This window comes from Telluria sp. ZB2R32, assembly GCF_059685715.1.
Genome location: NZ_JCASIG010000001.1, coordinates 913,196 through 928,552, shown reverse-complemented (window position 1 = coordinate 928,552; position 15,357 = coordinate 913,196). Strand labels below are relative to the sequence as shown.

Annotated in this window: 12 protein-coding genes; 9 read left to right on the top strand and 3 right to left on the bottom strand. The window is 66.1% G+C overall.

Going from position 1 to position 15,357, the window contains the following annotated elements:
• Positions 1–154: 154 nt before the first annotated feature.
• The 7 genes from AC56LG_RS03990 to AC56LG_RS03960 all read left to right on the top strand — a co-directional run bounded on the left by AC56LG_RS03990 (position 155) and on the right by AC56LG_RS03960 (position 10,767).
• Entirely contained in the window at positions 155–1,339 is a 1,185-nt protein-coding gene (locus AC56LG_RS03990; protein WP_497164828.1) for a PilT/PilU family type 4a pilus ATPase, read from the top strand.
• Between the two features lie 9 nt (positions 1,340–1,348).
• Positions 1,349–1,825, top strand: coding sequence for an adenylyltransferase/cytidyltransferase family protein (locus AC56LG_RS03985; RefSeq protein WP_497165017.1), 477 nt, complete (start codon positions 1,349–1,351; stop codon positions 1,823–1,825).
• Between the two features lie 28 nt (positions 1,826–1,853).
• Positions 1,854–2,621 carry an alpha/beta hydrolase gene (locus AC56LG_RS03980; RefSeq protein WP_497164827.1) on the top strand — a complete coding sequence of 256 codons (768 nt, stop codon included), beginning with the start codon at positions 1,854–1,856 and terminating at the stop codon, positions 2,619–2,621.
• Positions 2,622–3,173: 552 nt separating this feature from the next.
• Entirely contained in the window at positions 3,174–5,411 is a 2,238-nt protein-coding gene (locus AC56LG_RS03975) for a TonB-dependent receptor (protein WP_497164826.1), read from the top strand.
• A gap of 21 nt (positions 5,412–5,432) precedes the next feature.
• On the top strand, positions 5,433–6,833 hold the full coding sequence (locus tag AC56LG_RS03970) for an oxygenase MpaB family protein (protein ID WP_497164825.1): 1,401 nt from the start codon (positions 5,433–5,435) through the stop codon (positions 6,831–6,833).
• Complete coding sequence (locus AC56LG_RS03965) at positions 6,827–9,850, top strand: hybrid sensor histidine kinase/response regulator family protein (protein ID WP_497164824.1); 3,024 nt, start codon at positions 6,827–6,829, stop codon at positions 9,848–9,850. Before AC56LG_RS03970 ends, AC56LG_RS03965 begins: the two co-directional genes overlap by 7 nt.
• Complete coding sequence (locus AC56LG_RS03960) at positions 9,847–10,767, top strand: diguanylate cyclase (RefSeq protein WP_497164823.1); 921 nt, start codon at positions 9,847–9,849, stop codon at positions 10,765–10,767. Before AC56LG_RS03965 ends, AC56LG_RS03960 begins: the two co-directional genes overlap by 4 nt.
• 137 nt (positions 10,768–10,904) lie before the next feature.
• On the opposite strand, the gene trmL is transcribed toward AC56LG_RS03960, so the two are convergent.
• Positions 10,905–11,375, bottom strand: a complete 471-nt coding sequence (gene trmL, locus AC56LG_RS03955) for a tRNA (uridine(34)/cytosine(34)/5-carboxymethylaminomethyluridine(34)-2'-O)-methyltransferase TrmL (protein WP_497164822.1) — start codon at positions 11,373–11,375, stop codon at positions 10,905–10,907.
• Between the two features lie 13 nt (positions 11,376–11,388).
• Positions 11,389–12,147 carry a ComF family protein gene (locus tag AC56LG_RS03950; RefSeq protein WP_497164821.1) on the bottom strand — a complete coding sequence of 253 codons (759 nt, stop codon included), beginning with the start codon at positions 12,145–12,147 and terminating at the stop codon, positions 11,389–11,391.
• A gap of 101 nt (positions 12,148–12,248) precedes the next feature.
• Between AC56LG_RS03950 and AC56LG_RS03945 the strand changes: the two genes are divergently transcribed.
• A complete protein-coding gene (locus AC56LG_RS03945; protein ID WP_497164820.1) occupies positions 12,249–13,139 on the top strand; it encodes a methyltransferase domain-containing protein in 891 nt (296 codons plus the stop codon).
• Between the two features lie 92 nt (positions 13,140–13,231).
• On the opposite strand, the gene AC56LG_RS03940 is transcribed toward AC56LG_RS03945, so the two are convergent.
• Positions 13,232–13,561 carry a hypothetical protein gene (locus AC56LG_RS03940; RefSeq protein ID WP_497164819.1) on the bottom strand — a complete coding sequence of 110 codons (330 nt, stop codon included), beginning with the start codon at positions 13,559–13,561 and terminating at the stop codon, positions 13,232–13,234.
• A gap of 572 nt (positions 13,562–14,133) precedes the next feature.
• Here AC56LG_RS03940 and coxB point away from each other — a divergent pair.
• The gene (gene coxB, locus AC56LG_RS03935) at positions 14,134–15,321 is read left to right on the top strand and encodes a cytochrome c oxidase subunit II (RefSeq protein WP_497164818.1); all 1,188 of its coding nucleotides are present in this window, start codon (positions 14,134–14,136) and stop codon (positions 15,319–15,321) included.
• Positions 15,322–15,357 lie beyond the last annotated feature (36 nt).

The following is a 15,357-nucleotide window of genomic DNA, read 5'->3' as shown; positions in this document are numbered from 1 at the left end:
TGGTCAGTCGAATTGCACAGATGCAATAATAAAGCTGCCATGCCCGGCGTGGTCAGCCGAGAAAAGTAAATTAACAGGAATCTTAGTCGATATAATTGCCCCGCGGGTGAGATCGATACTGAATATAATCTCCCGCCTGCTTAGAAAGGTGCGTATGTCCTCCACGTTCGGCCCGGCCGAAGCCCTGGCTTATATCCAGAAACTCCTCACCGTGATGCACCAGCAGGGCGGTTCGGATCTCTTCATTTCCGCCGATTTCCCGCCCAGCATGAAGCACCAGGGCGCGATGAAACCGATGAGCCAGCAGCGCCTGAGCGGCGAAGTCACGCGCGCGCTGGCCATGTCGCTGATGAACGAGCGCCAGCGCGCCGAGTTCGAGGCGCAGATGGAGTGCAATTTCGCGATATCGCTCCCTGGCGTCTGCCGCTTCCGCGTGAACGTCTTCGTTCAGCAGCAAAGCGTGAGCATGGTGGTGCGCACCATTGCCTCGGAAATCCCGAATTTCGAAAAGCTCGAATTGCCCGAGGTATTGAAAGACGTCGTCATGACCAAGCGCGGGCTGGTGCTGGTGGTCGGCGGCACGGGGTCGGGCAAGTCGACCACCCTGGCCGCGATGATCGATTACCGCAACAGCAATTCGGCCGGCCACATCATCACGGTGGAAGATCCGGTCGAATACGTCCACAAGAACAAGCATTGCCTGGTTACGCACCGCGAAGTCGGCGTCGATACCCATTCCTGGCACAACGCCCTGAAGAACACGCTGCGCCAGGCGCCGGACGTGATCCTGATCGGAGAGATCCGCGATACCGAGACGATGGAACACGCGATCGCCTTTGCCGAGACCGGCCACCTGTGCCTGGGCACGCTGCACGCGAACAACGCCAACCAGACCATGGACCGGATCATCAACTTCTTCCCGGAAGAGCGCCGCAACCAGCTGCTGATGGATTTATCGGCCAACCTGCGCGCGATCGTCTCGCAGCGCCTGGTGCGCACCGAGGACGGCAAGGGCCGCAAGGCGGCGATCGAAATCCTGCTGAACACGCCGACCATCGGCGAGATGATCCTGAAGGGGAATTTTCACAGCATCAAGGAGATCATGCACAAGTCGCGCGAACTGGGCATGTGCACCTTCGACCAGGCGCTGTACGAGCTCTACAACAACGGCCACATCAGCTATGACGAAGCGATCCGCAATGCCGACTCGGCCAACGGCCTGCGCCTGCAGATCAAGCTGTCGGGCGAACGGCGCGAAGCGGGCGAGGGCGCTGGCGCGGGCACACCTACGCCGCTGTCGATGATGCTGGAAGAAGAACCGCAAGACCCTGAAAAGTAAATGAATCCCATGCCGAATTTCGAATCCAAGATCTGCTCACGCGCCGAGCTCCGCGCGCGCGTCGCCACCCTCCCGAAACCCGTCGTGCTGACCAACGGCGTATTCGACATCCTGCACCGCGGCCACGTGACTTACCTGGCGCAGGCGCGTGAACTCGGCGCCTCGCTGGTGGTGGCAGCAAACACCGACGCTTCCGTAAAACGCCTGGGCAAGGGCGACGACCGGCCCCTGAACACGCTGGCCGACCGCATGGCCGTGCTGGCGGCGCTCGAATCGGTCAGCCTGGTGGTCGACTTCGACGAAGACACGGCGCTGGAAACGGTGCTCGAAGCGCGGCCCGAGATCTATGCCAAAGGCGGCGACTACGAGATGAGCGCGATCCCCGAAGGGCAGGCGGTACTCGCCTACGGCGGCCAGGCCGTCGCCATCGACTTCGAGCACGACCGCTCGACGACCAAGCTGCTGACCAAGGTCCGCGCAGGCTGACGCTGAGGATCGTAGGACCGGGCCACAAATGCAGAAAACATTGAGCATCTTCCTGCTGCTGGCCTTGGGCGCCTACGCCGCCGCCTGCCTCGCCTTGTTCCTCCTGCAACGCTCCCTCATCTACTTCCCGCCGTCGCAAGCCGCCATCCAGGCCCCGAAGATAACAACGCTGACCGTCCCCGGCGCCCTGGTAAAAGTCTCCGAACGTCCCCGTACCGGCAGCAAGGCCGTCATCTACCTCGGCGGCAACGCCGAAGATGTCAGTTTCAGCCTGCCCCAACTCGACGCCGCCTTTCCCGACCACGCCCTTTACCTGCTGCACTACCGCGGCTATACAGGCAGCAGCGGCAAGCCGACCGAAGCCGCGCTGGTGGCCGACGCCTTGTTGCTGTTCGACCGCGTCGCCGCTGCCCATACAGAGATCGTCCTGGTCGGGCGCAGCCTGGGCACCGGCATCGCCGTGCAGGTGGCAAGCCGGCGCCAGTTGCACAAGCTGGTGCTGGTCACGCCCTACGACAGCCTGGCCTCGCTCGCCGCCGGCCAGTTCCCGTATTTCCCGGTGCGCCTGCTGCTGCGCGATCGCTACAACTCCGTGCGCTACGCGCCGCAGGTCACGACGCCGACCCTGATCGTCGCGGCCGAACACGACGAAGTCATTCCGGCACACAGTACGGCGCGCCTGCTGGCGCAGTTCGCCGCGGGCGTGGCGACGCATACGGTTGTTGCAGGGGCGGGCCACAACACGATTTCGGACAGCCCGGCGTATACGCAGGCGCTGGAGTGGGCGAGAGACTAGTCTGTTCCGAGAAAGAATCCTCAGACCTGTAGGGTGGGCAGCTCCACCTCTTCATTTTGCGAACCAGCGACATTTGCGCCGCCCACGCGTTCAACCAGCCGATGATTTGTCGCGAAGTTTCATGGTGTGGTTGAACGCGTGGGCGGCATCCAGGCTAGGGCGAGGCATGCGCTCAGGTACAGCCGCCCACCCTACGAGGTTGTGAAAAAATCCCCATGGCGGCGTTGCGCCGCCTTGCCGTACCCACGTACTGTCTTCGGCGGCGCGCCTTGCCCTGACGACTTTTTACAACCTCTACGGGTCTGTGCATCTTTCTCGAAACGAACACGGCATGCATGCGCGCACCCGTCTTCCTTACCACATGGTTATCAAGCAGGCTGAACAGTTGTTGGCTGTCCACGCAAACCGCTCAAGGGACTATTGCCTAGTAGCATGAACTGTTAGACTCCTATAGTTCAGGCCTATTCAAAGATGTGTTGAAACAAGAAAGCACACAATGGGCTTGAAGCCGCGTTGTATGCGGTTTTGTCTAATCGAAAACTAGGGGAAAGCATGTCCAACCGCCAGGTTCGGTCGAACCGCACGTCGTTGGCGGTTGCCATCGCAAGTATCGTCTGGAGTACCGTCGCCGCAGCACAGGAAACGTCTGCCGACATCCAGGAAGTGCTGGTCACCGCCCAGCGCACCAGCAGCATCGAATCGAAAACGCCGGTCGCCATGTCGGTCCTTGGCGGCAAGGCGCTGGCCGAGGCTGGAATCGAGCGTCCATCCGACGTCGGCGCGCGCGTCCCGGGCGTGGCCATCGTCGGCGCCGCCGACGGCCTGAAAATCACGATCCGCGGCGTCTCGAACGCCGACGCCACCGAGAAGGGCGAACCTTCCGCCGCTTTCATGCAGGATGGCGTCTACATCGCGCGTCCGCACGGCCAGAACGGCGACTTCCTCGACGTCGAGCGCGTGGAAGTGCTGCGCGGCCCGCAAGGCACCCTGTACGGCCGCAATACCACGGCCGGCGTCGTCAACGTGATCTCGCATGCGCCGACAGGGCGTCTCGAAGGGTCCGCCGCCGCCGAGATGGGCAACCACGGCCACCGCAAGGTCGAGGCGGTGCTCAACGTGCCGGTGGGCGACGCGGTCGCCCTGCGCGCCGCCGTCTCGGAAGGCCGCCGCGACAGCCTGCTGAAGAATGGCCAGGGTACGCCGCACACGCTCGGCCAGGACCGCGACGCCAGCGCCGGCCGCCTCTCGGCCAGATTCGCGCTGGGGCAGTCGGCCTCGCTGCTGCTGCGCCTCGACCGCACGGTCCAGCGCGACAACAACGACGTCATCGTCCCCGACGCCAATTTTTACAGCGGCATCGAAAACGGCAACCCGCAACCCTACGATGCCGGCACCAGCGCGCGCCTGACCAATGGGTTCGTTGCGCCCAACAGCCTGCCCGAGCAGGGCCACAGCCGCCGCGCCAGCACGGGTCTCGGCGCCGAACTGGCCTGGGACCTCGGTCCGGCCACGCTGCATTACCTGGGTTCGCGGCGCCGCTTCGACCACGATTTCCTGGTCAATTACTATTACCGCATCATGCCCGGCTTCGCGCTCGGCGTGCGCCAGGACTTCGATGCCCGCTACGAGCAGGATTCGCACGAACTGCGCCTGGCGACGAATGGCAAGGGGCCGTTCTCGGCCCAGGGCGGCGTGTACTGGTTCCGCGAAGAGATGGACCAACTGGCCAGCTTCCGCGACCTCGAACCCATCGGCCTGCCGCCGTACTACGTGTTCCCGTCGCATCCGGTGGTCTCCACCAGCCGCGCGCTGTTCGGCCAGCTGACCTGGCACGCCACCGAGCGCCTGCGCCTGACGGCGGGCGCGCGCCGCACCGAAGACCACAAATCGCGCTACGGTTCGACCAACCTGCAGCAGGCGGCGCTGTTCAATCCGGCGACGGACATCGCGCTGCCGAACGCCGCCGAACTCGAGACCGGCAAGACCACCTGGCGCCTCGGCGTCGACGTCGACCTGGCGCCGGCGACCCTGCTGTATGCCAGCGTCTCGACCGGCTACAAGTCGGGCGGTTTCAATGACGGCTGCGTGGGCGGCACGCGCGCGCTCGGCGTCGACTGCCCGGCGGCGATCGGCGTACCCGCGTCGACCCTGGTCTACCAGCCGGAGACGCTGACCGCGTACGAACTCGGTCTGAAAACCCGCTTCTGGGCCAACCGCGCCAGCCTGAACCTCAGCGCCTACCGCTACGCCTACGACAACCTGCAATTGTCGGGCGTGGCGATGGTGCAGGGCGTGCCGCGCTTCGTGACAAGCAATGCGGGGGAAGCCAGCGTCAAGGGGCTGGAAGTCGAGGGTGTGGTGAAACCGGTCGCGAACGGTCGCTTGAGCACCACGCTGGCCCTGACCGATGCCCACTACCTGGCCTATAGCCCGGACGGCGTGCATTCCTGGGCCGGTTATCAACTCGATCGCGCGCCGCGCGCCGTGTTCACGCTCGGTTACGAGCACGCCTTCCAGCTGCGCGATGGCGTGCTGAAAGCGGGCGCGTTCACGCGTACCGGCAGCGACTGGACCATCGGCGTGCCGAGCCAGCTGCTGCGCTACCGCGTCCCGGGCCGCACCGAGACCGACCTGAGCCTGGGCTATGCGCCGTTCGGCTCGCCCTGGAGCGTGCTGCTGCGCGTGAAAAACCTCGAAGACAAGGTCGAGCCGGTGACGATCGACAGTTTCGGCATGACCGTGCCGAGCGCGCCGCGCGCGGTGGCGCTGCGGCTCAGCTATCGTTATTAACTACCGTTTTAAGAGACCAGCATGAGCGCAGACCTGATCGAGCCTTCCGCCGCCGACCCGCGCCAGCGCGCCGATCCGCTGGCTGACGAGACGGTGGCGCGCATCCTCGGCATTTGGAGCGATGGCACGCCGGCGCTGTCGCGTTGGGAGGGGCTCGCCGCCACCCAGCGCGCACTTGGCGGCTGGGACAGCAATGGCGCGATCGATGCCTGGCAAGCCGATGCCGCCACGCCGGCGCCGATCGCGCAGGCGCTGGCGGACTACCTGCGCGAGGCGCGCCGGCTGCCGCAGTGGCTCGAACCCGGCAAGATCGGCTGCGCCGAAGCGGTCTTCGCGCGCATCGGCATGCTCGCGCCGACGCTGCTGGCCTGCGCCAGCCTGCTCGAGGCCGACGTGGCGGTCGAGCCACTGGCGCAGCCCCTGGACGAGCGGGTGCGCGCGGCGGCGGCACTGCAGTGCGCCGCGCTGCTGGACGGCGGCTTGCTCGACCCGCACGGCGCCGGCGTGGCGCAGGCGTTGAAACTGCGCCTGGCGCACGCGATCGCGCGCCACCTGGTCGTGCGCGGCGATCCGGCCGAAGCATTGGCCCACGGCGCCGCCATTCCCGCGCTGCGCCCCGAAGGCGCGGACCGCTGGCGCACCCTGTTCGCGCGCGGCTGGGACCTGCGCAGCAACGGCCTGCCGCGCAACCAGGAAGAACTGGCCTATGCGCTGCTGACCCATCACTACGTGTTTCTGCGCAGCCTGCGCCGCCTCGGACAGGGCCTGAACCGGCAGGAAGAGGGGGCCTGGCTGCACACCTGGAACGTGGTCGGCCACCTGCTCGGCATCGAAGAACCACTGCTGCCGGCGACGATGAAGGAAGCGGAGGCGCTGTTCGCGCGCCTGCAGCAAAACGCCGCTACGCTGGCCGGCGCCCGCTATGCGGCCCCTGGCGTCGTGCGCTATGGCACCCGGGCCGATCCGCGTCCGGCGCTGGCCGCCGAACTGATGCGCGCGCTGGGGGACGAGATCGGTTCGCGCACCCGTCAACCCTGGCCGCTGCTGCTGGCGCGCCGCCTGTGCGGTCCCGCCACGGCGCAAACCCTCGGCCTGGACGGGCGGGCCGGGCGCACCGCGCGCCTCCTGTTCGCGCTCGTCATGGGTGCGGCGCGTGCCGTCGATACGCCGGCGCGGCTGCTGACGCCCGGTCTCTCGCTGCGGCGCCTGGGCGCGCGCATCCTCGGCTACCGCCTGGCGCAGCGCTACCTGCTTGATCCGGCACGGCCGCTTGATGTTCCCGAGGCGCTGCAGCGCCAGGTCGACGCCGCTGTGCGCGACTGGGACACCGATCCGGCGGCGCCGCGCTGGGTGAACGCCATCGAACGCCGCTTCCGGCCGCAACGCGCCCTGCGCACCGGCCATGAGGCGGCGCCATGCTGAGGGCGGCCGTCGCCTTCCTGTTTCTGTTGCTGGTCCTTGTGCCACGCGCCTTTGCGGCGCCGCTGGTGCTCGATGACCGCAGCGGCAGCATCGACGCCTGGCCGGCGCTGACGATGCTGGCGGACCCCGGCGGCAAACTGAGCATCGACGCCGTGCTGGCGGCGCCGCAGCGCTTCGCCGCGCCAACCTCCAGCCACGCGACTCTGGGCGTGCAGGACGAACCGGTCTGGCTGCGCATTCCCGTCACCGTGCCCGCGCATGCGACTGCCACCTGGATCCTCGGGATCGATTACGCGGTGCTGAACAAGGTCGAGCTGTTCGTGGTCGCGCACGGCCAGATACGGCAGCACGCGCTGGCCGGCAATCTGCAGGCAGCGGCGCAGGTTGGGCGGCGGGTGCGCACGCCCGCCATGCTGCTCGACCTGGCGCCGGGGCAGCGCTACGATCTCTACCTGCGCATCGAAAACAACGGCGCCATGGTGCTGCCGATCCACCTCGCCCAGCCGGCAGTCTTCCACGCCGACGCCGCCGACGAGCAGATGCTGCAAGGCTTGCTGCTCGGACTGGCCCTGTGCCTGCTGCTCTACAGCCTTGCCCAGGCCGTGAGCCTGCGCGAACCGCTGTTCGCCAAGTACGCGCTGATGATCCTCGGGACCACGCTGTTCTCGGCCGAGTTCTTCGGCCTCGGCAGCCAGTACCTGTGGGGCGCCGACGCCTGGATGAACATCCACGCCGGCGGCCTGTTCGCGCTGATGGGTTCGTGCGGCGCCTACCTGTTCGTCGAACAGGCGCTGGCGCGGCCCGGCATGGACCGCACCTTCAGCCGCCTGATGAAAACCGGCGCCGCGCTGTGCGCGCTCGCGGCGCTCGCCTTCGGCGCCGGCCTGATCGACGTCGGCCAGTTGGTGGCGGTGGTGAGCACGCTCGGCATCCTGCCGATGCTGCTCGGCCTGCCGGGCGCCTGGCGCCGTGCGCGTGCGGGCGACGCGGTCGGCGTCTACCTGCTGCTGGGCTGGGCGCTCAGCTTCGCCGGTTCGCTGGTGTTGAGCCAGATGATCGGCGGCCAGGTCGATGCCAATTTCTGGACCATGCACGCGCTGCAGTTCACCAACGCGCTCGACATGGTGATCTTCATGCGCGTGCTCGGCCTGCGCACGCGCGCGATCCGCACGGCCATGCTGCGCGCGCAGGAAGCCACGCGCCTGAAAACGGACTTTCTCGCCCACATGAGCCACGAGATCCGCACGCCGATGAACGCCATCATCGGCATGAGCCGCCTGGCCCTGATGGCCGAACCGGCGCCGCAGCTGCGCAACTACCTCGGCAAGATTTTAGGTGCGGGCGAACACCTGCTCGGCATCGTCAACGACATCCTCGACGTATCGAAGATCGAAGCCGGCCAGCTGACGCTGGAACGGGTCGAGTTCGACTTGAGCGACCTGTTCGACGCGCTGGCGAACCTCACCGCCGTCAAACGCGATGCGCGCCGCGTGGCGCTGGTGTTCCGGGTCGGGCCCGGCGTGCCGGCGCGCCTGGTGGGCGACCCGCTGCGCCTCGGCCAGGTGCTGATCAACCTGGCCGGCAACGCCGTCAAGTTCACCGAGCGCGGCGAGATCGCCGTCGCGGTCGACGTCGCCGCGCGCAGCGCCGGCGGCGTCACCCTGCGTTTTTGCGTCAGCGACACCGGCATGGGCATGGACGCGGCCCAGTTGGCGCGCCTGTTCCAGTCGTTCAGCCAGGGCGACGATTCGATCACGCGCAAGTATGGCGGCACCGGCCTGGGACTGTCGATCTCGAAGCAGTTGGTCGAACTGATGGGCGGGACGATTGCAGTGACCAGTACGCCTGGCGTGGGCAGCAGCTTCAGCTTCACGGTCGCGCTGGGGCAGGGCGACGGCGCTGTTGAGTTGGCCGCGCCCGGCATGGCGACAGGGCGTGCGGGATTGGCCACGCCCGACCTGGCGCGCCTGCGCGGCGCGCGCATCCTGCTGGTCGAGGACAACGCCAACAACCGCGAAGTCGCGCTCGACTTCCTGGCGGCGGCCCAGGTCGAGGTCGACGTCGCCGCCCACGGCGGCGAAGCGGTCGAGATGGTGCGGGAGGGCGGCTACGACCTGGTGCTGATGGATATCCAGATGCGCGAAGTCGATGGCTTGACCGCGACGCGCCGCATCCGCGCCATCGACGGCTTGCAGGCACTGCCGATCGTCGCCATGACCGCGCACGCGATGGCGGGCGACCGCGAACGCAGCCTGGCGGCCGGCATGAACGACCACATCGCCAAGCCGATCGATCCCGATGTGCTGTTCCGGACCCTGCTGGCGTGGATCGATCCGGCGCGCCTGGCCGGCCGTGTAGCGGCGAACCCGCAGCCGACGGCATCGGCCAGCATCGATGCGGTACTGCTGCCGCCGGTGGCGGGCGTGGACTGGGAGGCGGCGCTGGCGCGCGTGAACCACGAGCAGGCGCGCCTGGTAAAACTGGTGCGCGGTTTCGAGCGCGAGTACCGCACGGCGCCGCGCCAACTGGCCGCCGCGCTGGCGGCGCACGATCATGTGCCGCTCGAACGCCTGGCGCACAACCTCAAATCGAGCGCGGCCTATATCGGCGCGCATGCGCTGGCCGCCAGCGCGCGCCGGGTCGAAGCGGCCCTGCGCGCCGACGAGCCGCTGCAGGCGGCCGAACTGGCGCCAGGCCTGATTGCAACCCTGGATACTGTATTGGCAGGCATCGCGCCGCTGGCCGCGCCCGGCGCTGCCGCGGCGCTGTCTACTGCTACGCCGTCGCCCGATAATGTGCCGGCCTTGATCACCCGGCTGGGCGCGTACCTGGCGGCGGACGACGCCCGTGCGCGCGACACACTGGCACAATTGCAGGGATTGCTGCCGGCGCCTGATTGCGCCGCGCCGCTGGCTGCGATTGCGCACGCCGTCGACGAGCTCGAATACGCCGACGCCTTGATGCCGCTGGCGCAGCTGGAACGCCTGCTCGGGCTGAACCTGGAGGAAACCGCATGATGTCCACCGCACCGCAGAAAGTCCTGGTCGCCGACGACGACCAGATCAACCGCGACGTGCTGTGCGAACTGCTGCAGCCCGAATACACGGTGCTGCTGGCCAAGAACGGCGCCCAGGCGGTGGAGCGCGCCACCCGCCACGTGCCCGACCTGATCCTGCTCGACGTCATGATGCCGGACATGAGCGGCTTCGACGTGCTGCGGCGGCTGCGCGCGACGCCGCAGACCGAACACATCTCGGTGATCTTCATCTCCGGCCTGAACCGCCCCGAAGACGAGGCGGCCGGCCTCAAGATGGGCGCGTCCGACTACATCGCCAAGCCCTACAACGCGACGGTGGTGCTGGCGCGTGTGGCGCTGCACCTGCAACTGGTGCGCCAGCGCCGCCTGCTGGAACACCTGGCGCACGTCGACGGCCTGACCGAACTTGCCAACCGACGCCGCTTCGACGAGGTTTACGACCTCGAATGGCAGCGCGCGCGGCGTAGCGGCCAGCCGCTGTCGCTGGCCCTGCTCGACATCGACTGCTTCAAGCAGTTCAACGACGTCTACGGCCACCCGGCCGGCGACCGCGCGCTGCGCGCCGTCGCGCGCCTGGCCAGTGCCCACATGCGCCGCCCGGCCGACCTCGCCGCGCGCTACGGCGGCGAAGAGCTGGTGCTGCTGATGCCGGAAACCGATGCGGACCAGGCGGTGCGCATCGCCCAGGCCCTGCGTGAAGAGATCATGCACCTGAACATCGCCCACACCGGTTCGGTGGCCGCGTCCTGCGTCACCGCCAGCATCGGCGGCGCCACGCTCGACCCGGCGCGGCACGAGAGCTCGGCAGCGATGTTCGAGGCGGCGGACGTGCAACTGTACCGGGCCAAGCAGGGCGGCAGGAACCGGGTGATGTGGCGGATGGCGACGGACGGTTGATTCGTCGGCCGTTGCGTACCGTAGAGGATGTGAAAAAAACGTCAGGGCAAGGGATACGGCCGCCCGGCGCCGAGTCGAAGACAGTACGAATGTACGGCGAGACGAGGCAACGCAGCCATGCGATTTTTTCACATCCTCTACGCTCCGCCGGCGTAACCGTTCTGCCGCCACGCTTCGTACACCACCACCGCCACCGTATTCGACAGGTTCAGGCTGCGGTTATCCGGCATCATCGGCAAGCGAATCCGCTGCGCCGCCGGGAAGGTCTCGCGAAACGCGGGCGCCAGGCCGCGCGATTCCGGCCCGAACACGAACACGTCGCCCGGCTGGAAGGCCGCATTCGCAAACGGCGCCGAGCCGTGGGTAGTGAGCGCGAACATGCGCGCGGGGTTGGGTTGGGTGTCAGCCATGAAAGCGTCCCAGTTCTTGTGCACCTTCATCGTCGCGTAGTCGTGGTAATCGAGGCCGGCGCGGCGCATCTTGGCGTCGTCGAGGGGGAAGCCGAGCGGCTCGATCAGGTGCAGCTGCACGCCGGTGTTGGCGCACAGGCGGATGACGTTGCCGGTATTCGGCGGGATTTCCGGTTCGACTAGTACGACGTGAAACATTCAAACTCCATTCTCAGTGAGGTGGCGTGCGTGCGAACACGAGGTTCGACACGCACGCGGCGCCGGCCGCTTTTAAAGTTGCAGCCAATTCATTCAATGTGTGCCCGCTGGTCATGACGTCGTCGACGACCCCGACGTGGCGGCCTTCGACCAGCGCCGCCATCTCCGCAGCGACCTCGAAGGCGCCGCGGATGTTGCCGGCACGCTCGCGCGGCGCCACGCCCGACTGCGCCGCCGTCTCGACCGTGCGCATGACCAGGCGCGGCTGCAGCGGGACGCCGAGCATGGCGGCCAGCGGCCGGGCGATCTCGAGCGCCTGGTTGAAGCCGCGCTCGGCCAGGCGCCGCGGCCCCAGCGGGACCGGGCACAGCAGTTCCGGCAGCGGCCAGCCCGGGTGCGCCAGCACGGCATCGCGCATGCGGCCGGCAAACCATGGCGCCAGCGGCAGCCGCGCGCCGAATTTCAGGCCGAGCACGAGGCCGTCGAGCGGCGCCGCGTAGTCGCCGGCGACGATGGTGGCATCGAAGGCGGGCGGCGCGGCGATGCAGGCGGCGCAGGTTTGTCCGTCCGCTTCGCCGGCGCCAAGCGGGTTGGCGCAGCCGGGGCAGCGCGGCCCGCCGGGGCCAGCGTAGCGCAGCGTGCAGGGCGCACATACCGCCCCGTCGGCCAACTCGCCGCACAGTGCGCAGGAAGATGGCAGCAGCGCGCCAAACAGATCACGCGCCAGATCACGTACGCGGGCGCGCGGCCAGCGCAAGGCCAACGGTCTCATCTGCTCTCTCATCTGCCCGATAATCCGCAAACATGTACACTCCCGCCATTATCTCATTTGAATGCAACAGAACCATGGCTTCTCCCTCGACCCCATCGAAAATGAGCGCACCGATTGACGCCGAGCGTGTCCGTGCGTTATTCGCGGAACCGCAGCGCGTGGCGTCCGCCGACTTCCTGCGCCGCGAAATCGCCGCGCGCATGCATGAGCGGCTGAGCCTGGTAAAAATCGTGCCGCAGCGCGTGCTCGACGCCGGCTGCGGCGCCGGGGCCGACCTCGGCACGCTGCAAAAGACCTATCCGGCGGCCCAGATCGTTGGCCTCGACGCGTCCCCGGGCATGCTCGCCAGTGCCAAGGCGCCGGCGCCGGCCATGCGCTCGCTCAACCAGATGCTCAGCCGCCTGATGCCGGCCAAGGCCGGCGTCGATCTTCTGTGTGGCGACTTCGGCGCATTACCGTTCGCCCCGAACGCGGTTGACCTGGTGTGGTCGAACCTGGCGCTGCACTGGCATCCCCAGCCCGACCGCGTGTTTGCCGAATGGCGCCGCGTGCTGCGCGTCGACGGGCTATTAATGTTTTCCAATTTCGGCCCCGATACCTTCAAGGAGTTACGCAGCGCCTTTGCCGCACTCGACGAAACGCCGCATACGCTGCCCTTCGTGGACATGCACGACTTCGGCGACCAGCTGGTCGAAGCCGGCTTCTCGACGCCGGTGATGGATGCCGAGCGCATCACGGTGACCTACGGCACGGTCGAGGCGCTGCTGGCCGACGTGCGCGCCATCGGCGGCAATCCGCTGGCGACGCGCCGGCGCGGACTGATCGGACGCGCGGCCTGGGCACGCATGGTCGATGCACTCGAGGCGACGCGCGGCGCGGACGGCAAGATCCCGCTGACCTTCGAGGTGATCTACGGCCACGCATTCCGGCCGGTGCCGAAAACGACGGCGGCGGGGGAGGCGATCATCCAGTTCCGGCCGCGCAACACGTAACGTTTGTCTGCTGGCAGCCGCGTTGATGCGAAGCTTACGCGTGGACGGCGTACAGGCTGCGTGGCAGCACCTACCCGGTAGAGCCGTCCACCCTACTTATCGTCCGTCTCCTGGTCGTAGGCCTCGACCTCGGCTAGAATTGCCGCTTTACGTTCCGGTGACATTGGACGCACCGGAATTACGAGGTCCGGGTAAGGCGCAAACTTGTCGGGATATGAGTTCTGCAATATCAACAATACCCACTTCCCAATCAATGTTGCTGCCTCATCCACGCCACGATCATTTAGTGAGGCCAGCGTACCAAGGGTATCCTCGAACGCCGGCCTCTTCCGTTCGAGCCTATAACGGTCAAGCATGGTCGTATGCAGCGCATCGTCATCAGCATGGAGGCTGAAGGCGATGAATGGTAGGTCAGCTTTCATATTGTCCGCATTGATAACCTGGCATTGGAAAGGAGTGAAAAATGATGCTTTCCTCAGCAATTGCGCAGGCTGATCTGGTTCAAACGTGTGGCTGCGTACACATCGATGGCATCGCCATCTACCCTGCGCGGCTGTGCTTATCAAGTCAATTTCAGTCCCATCGGCAACAAACGCGTTAGCACGAACAGCCAACGCCAACAAGGCCCATGCGGAAACGCTCGATGCCATAACGCACGAAATAAGCCGGCCGCGGCAAGGATTTTCCTTGAATAAAAATTACCGATTTGAGTATAATCAATAACTATTTTTCCGCCGCCATGTGGCTGCCAGACGTTGAAAAACAAGGCGCAACGGTGAAGAATTAGAAAAGAAAAGCAGCATCCGCAAGTTTCGCGCCCGTCAGTGTGTTGTTGCAGTTGCTGGTGGACGAGCAATATGGTGTCAACCAGTTGCGCGTCCACAGCCGCGCCGCCGGGAACCAGCTTGCACTTGGTTTCGGAGCGGCGGCGGTTCGTTCATGGAATTGCTGACCGTTTAAAAATATTCTTATTTTGGGTGGTTGGGGACAATACATGACATATGCAAAGCGACTTCACGCCTTGATGCTCGGTCTCGCCGTATCGGCCAGCGTCCCGGCACTGGCAGCCCCGGAAATCACGGGGCGGCCGGTGGAACACCAGTTGAACATGCAAACTCCGGTGACTGGGATCGGCGCTGACATCTACAGCTTGCACAACTGGATGATGCTGATCTGCCTCATCATCTTCATCGGCGTCTTCGGCGTCATGTTCTACTCGGTGTTCAAGCACCGCAAAGCCCTCGGCCACAAGCCCGCCACCTTCCACGAATCGACCGCCGTCGAAATCGCCTGGACCATCGTTCCCTTCCTGATCGTCATCGGCATGGCGCTGCCCGCCACCAAGACGGTCGTCGCCCTGAAAGACACCTCGAACGCCGACCTCACCATCAAGGCCACCGGCATGCAGTGGAAATGGGGCTACGACTACCTGAAGGGCGAAGGCGAGGGCATCAGCTTCCTGTCGAACCTGTCGACCCCGCGCAGCCAGATCGGCGAACCGGGCGTGGCCGCGACCGAAGCGCGCGGCGAAAACTACCTGCTCGAAGTCGACAACGAAATGGTGGTCCCGGTCGGCAAGAAGGTGCGCATGGTCTTCACCGCCAACGACGTGATCCACGCCTGGACGATTCCAGCCTTCGCCATCAAGCAGGATGCGATTCCCGGCTTCGTGCGCGACGGCTGGTTCAAGGCCGACAAGGTCGGCGTCTACCGCGGCAACTGCGTCGAACTGTGCGGCAAGGACCACGCCTTCATGCCGATCGTGGTGCGCGTGGTTTCAAGCGAGGACTACACCGCCTGGGTCGCCGGCGAGAAGAAGAAAATGGCCGCGCTGGCCGACGATCCGACCAAGGTCTGGACCATCGACGAACTGAAAACCAAGGGCGAAGCCGTCTACGCCGCCAACTGCGTGGCCTGCCACCAGGCCAACGGCAAGGGCGTGCCGAACGCCTTTGCGCCGCTCGACGGTTCGCAGGTGGTGAATGGCGCCAAGGGCCACCAGATCGAGGTGCTGCTCAATGGCCAGGACACGCCGGCCTACGCCTCGGCCATGCCGGGCTGGAAGCAACTGTCGGACTCCGACATCGCCGCCGTCATCACCTATACCCGCAATACCTGGTCGAACAAGGCCGCCGAAAACATTGTCCAACCGGCTGAAGTGCTGGCTGCACGTGGCAAGTAACGTAGTACGTAGCAAGTTAATGAGTGAGTTCCCAGG

What these genes read in the sequence shown, in the direction of transcription:
- AC56LG_RS03950 (WP_497164821.1), bottom strand. Translation starts at nt 12,147, where the DNA reads ATGAGACCGTTGGCCTTGCGCTGGCCGCGCGCCCGCGTACGTGATCTG.
- AC56LG_RS03970 (WP_497164825.1), top strand. Translation starts at nt 5,433, where the DNA reads ATGAGCGCAGACCTGATCGAGCCTTCCGCCGCCGACCCGCGCCAGCGC.
- AC56LG_RS03985 (WP_497165017.1), top strand. Translation starts at nt 1,349, where the DNA reads ATGCCGAATTTCGAATCCAAGATCTGCTCACGCGCCGAGCTCCGCGCG.
- AC56LG_RS03990 (WP_497164828.1), top strand. Translation starts at nt 155, where the DNA reads ATGTCCTCCACGTTCGGCCCGGCCGAAGCCCTGGCTTATATCCAGAAA.
- AC56LG_RS03975 (WP_497164826.1), top strand. Translation starts at nt 3,174, where the DNA reads ATGTCCAACCGCCAGGTTCGGTCGAACCGCACGTCGTTGGCGGTTGCC.
- AC56LG_RS03965 (WP_497164824.1), top strand. Translation starts at nt 6,827, where the DNA reads ATGCTGAGGGCGGCCGTCGCCTTCCTGTTTCTGTTGCTGGTCCTTGTG.
- coxB (WP_497164818.1), top strand. Translation starts at nt 14,134, where the DNA reads ATGACATATGCAAAGCGACTTCACGCCTTGATGCTCGGTCTCGCCGTA.
- AC56LG_RS03945 (WP_497164820.1), top strand. Translation starts at nt 12,249, where the DNA reads ATGAGCGCACCGATTGACGCCGAGCGTGTCCGTGCGTTATTCGCGGAA.
- AC56LG_RS03960 (WP_497164823.1), top strand. Translation starts at nt 9,847, where the DNA reads ATGATGTCCACCGCACCGCAGAAAGTCCTGGTCGCCGACGACGACCAG.
- trmL (WP_497164822.1), bottom strand. Translation starts at nt 11,375, where the DNA reads ATGTTTCACGTCGTACTAGTCGAACCGGAAATCCCGCCGAATACCGGC.
- AC56LG_RS03980 (WP_497164827.1), top strand. Translation starts at nt 1,854, where the DNA reads ATGCAGAAAACATTGAGCATCTTCCTGCTGCTGGCCTTGGGCGCCTAC.
- AC56LG_RS03940 (WP_497164819.1), bottom strand. Translation starts at nt 13,561, where the DNA reads ATGAAAGCTGACCTACCATTCATCGCCTTCAGCCTCCATGCTGATGAC.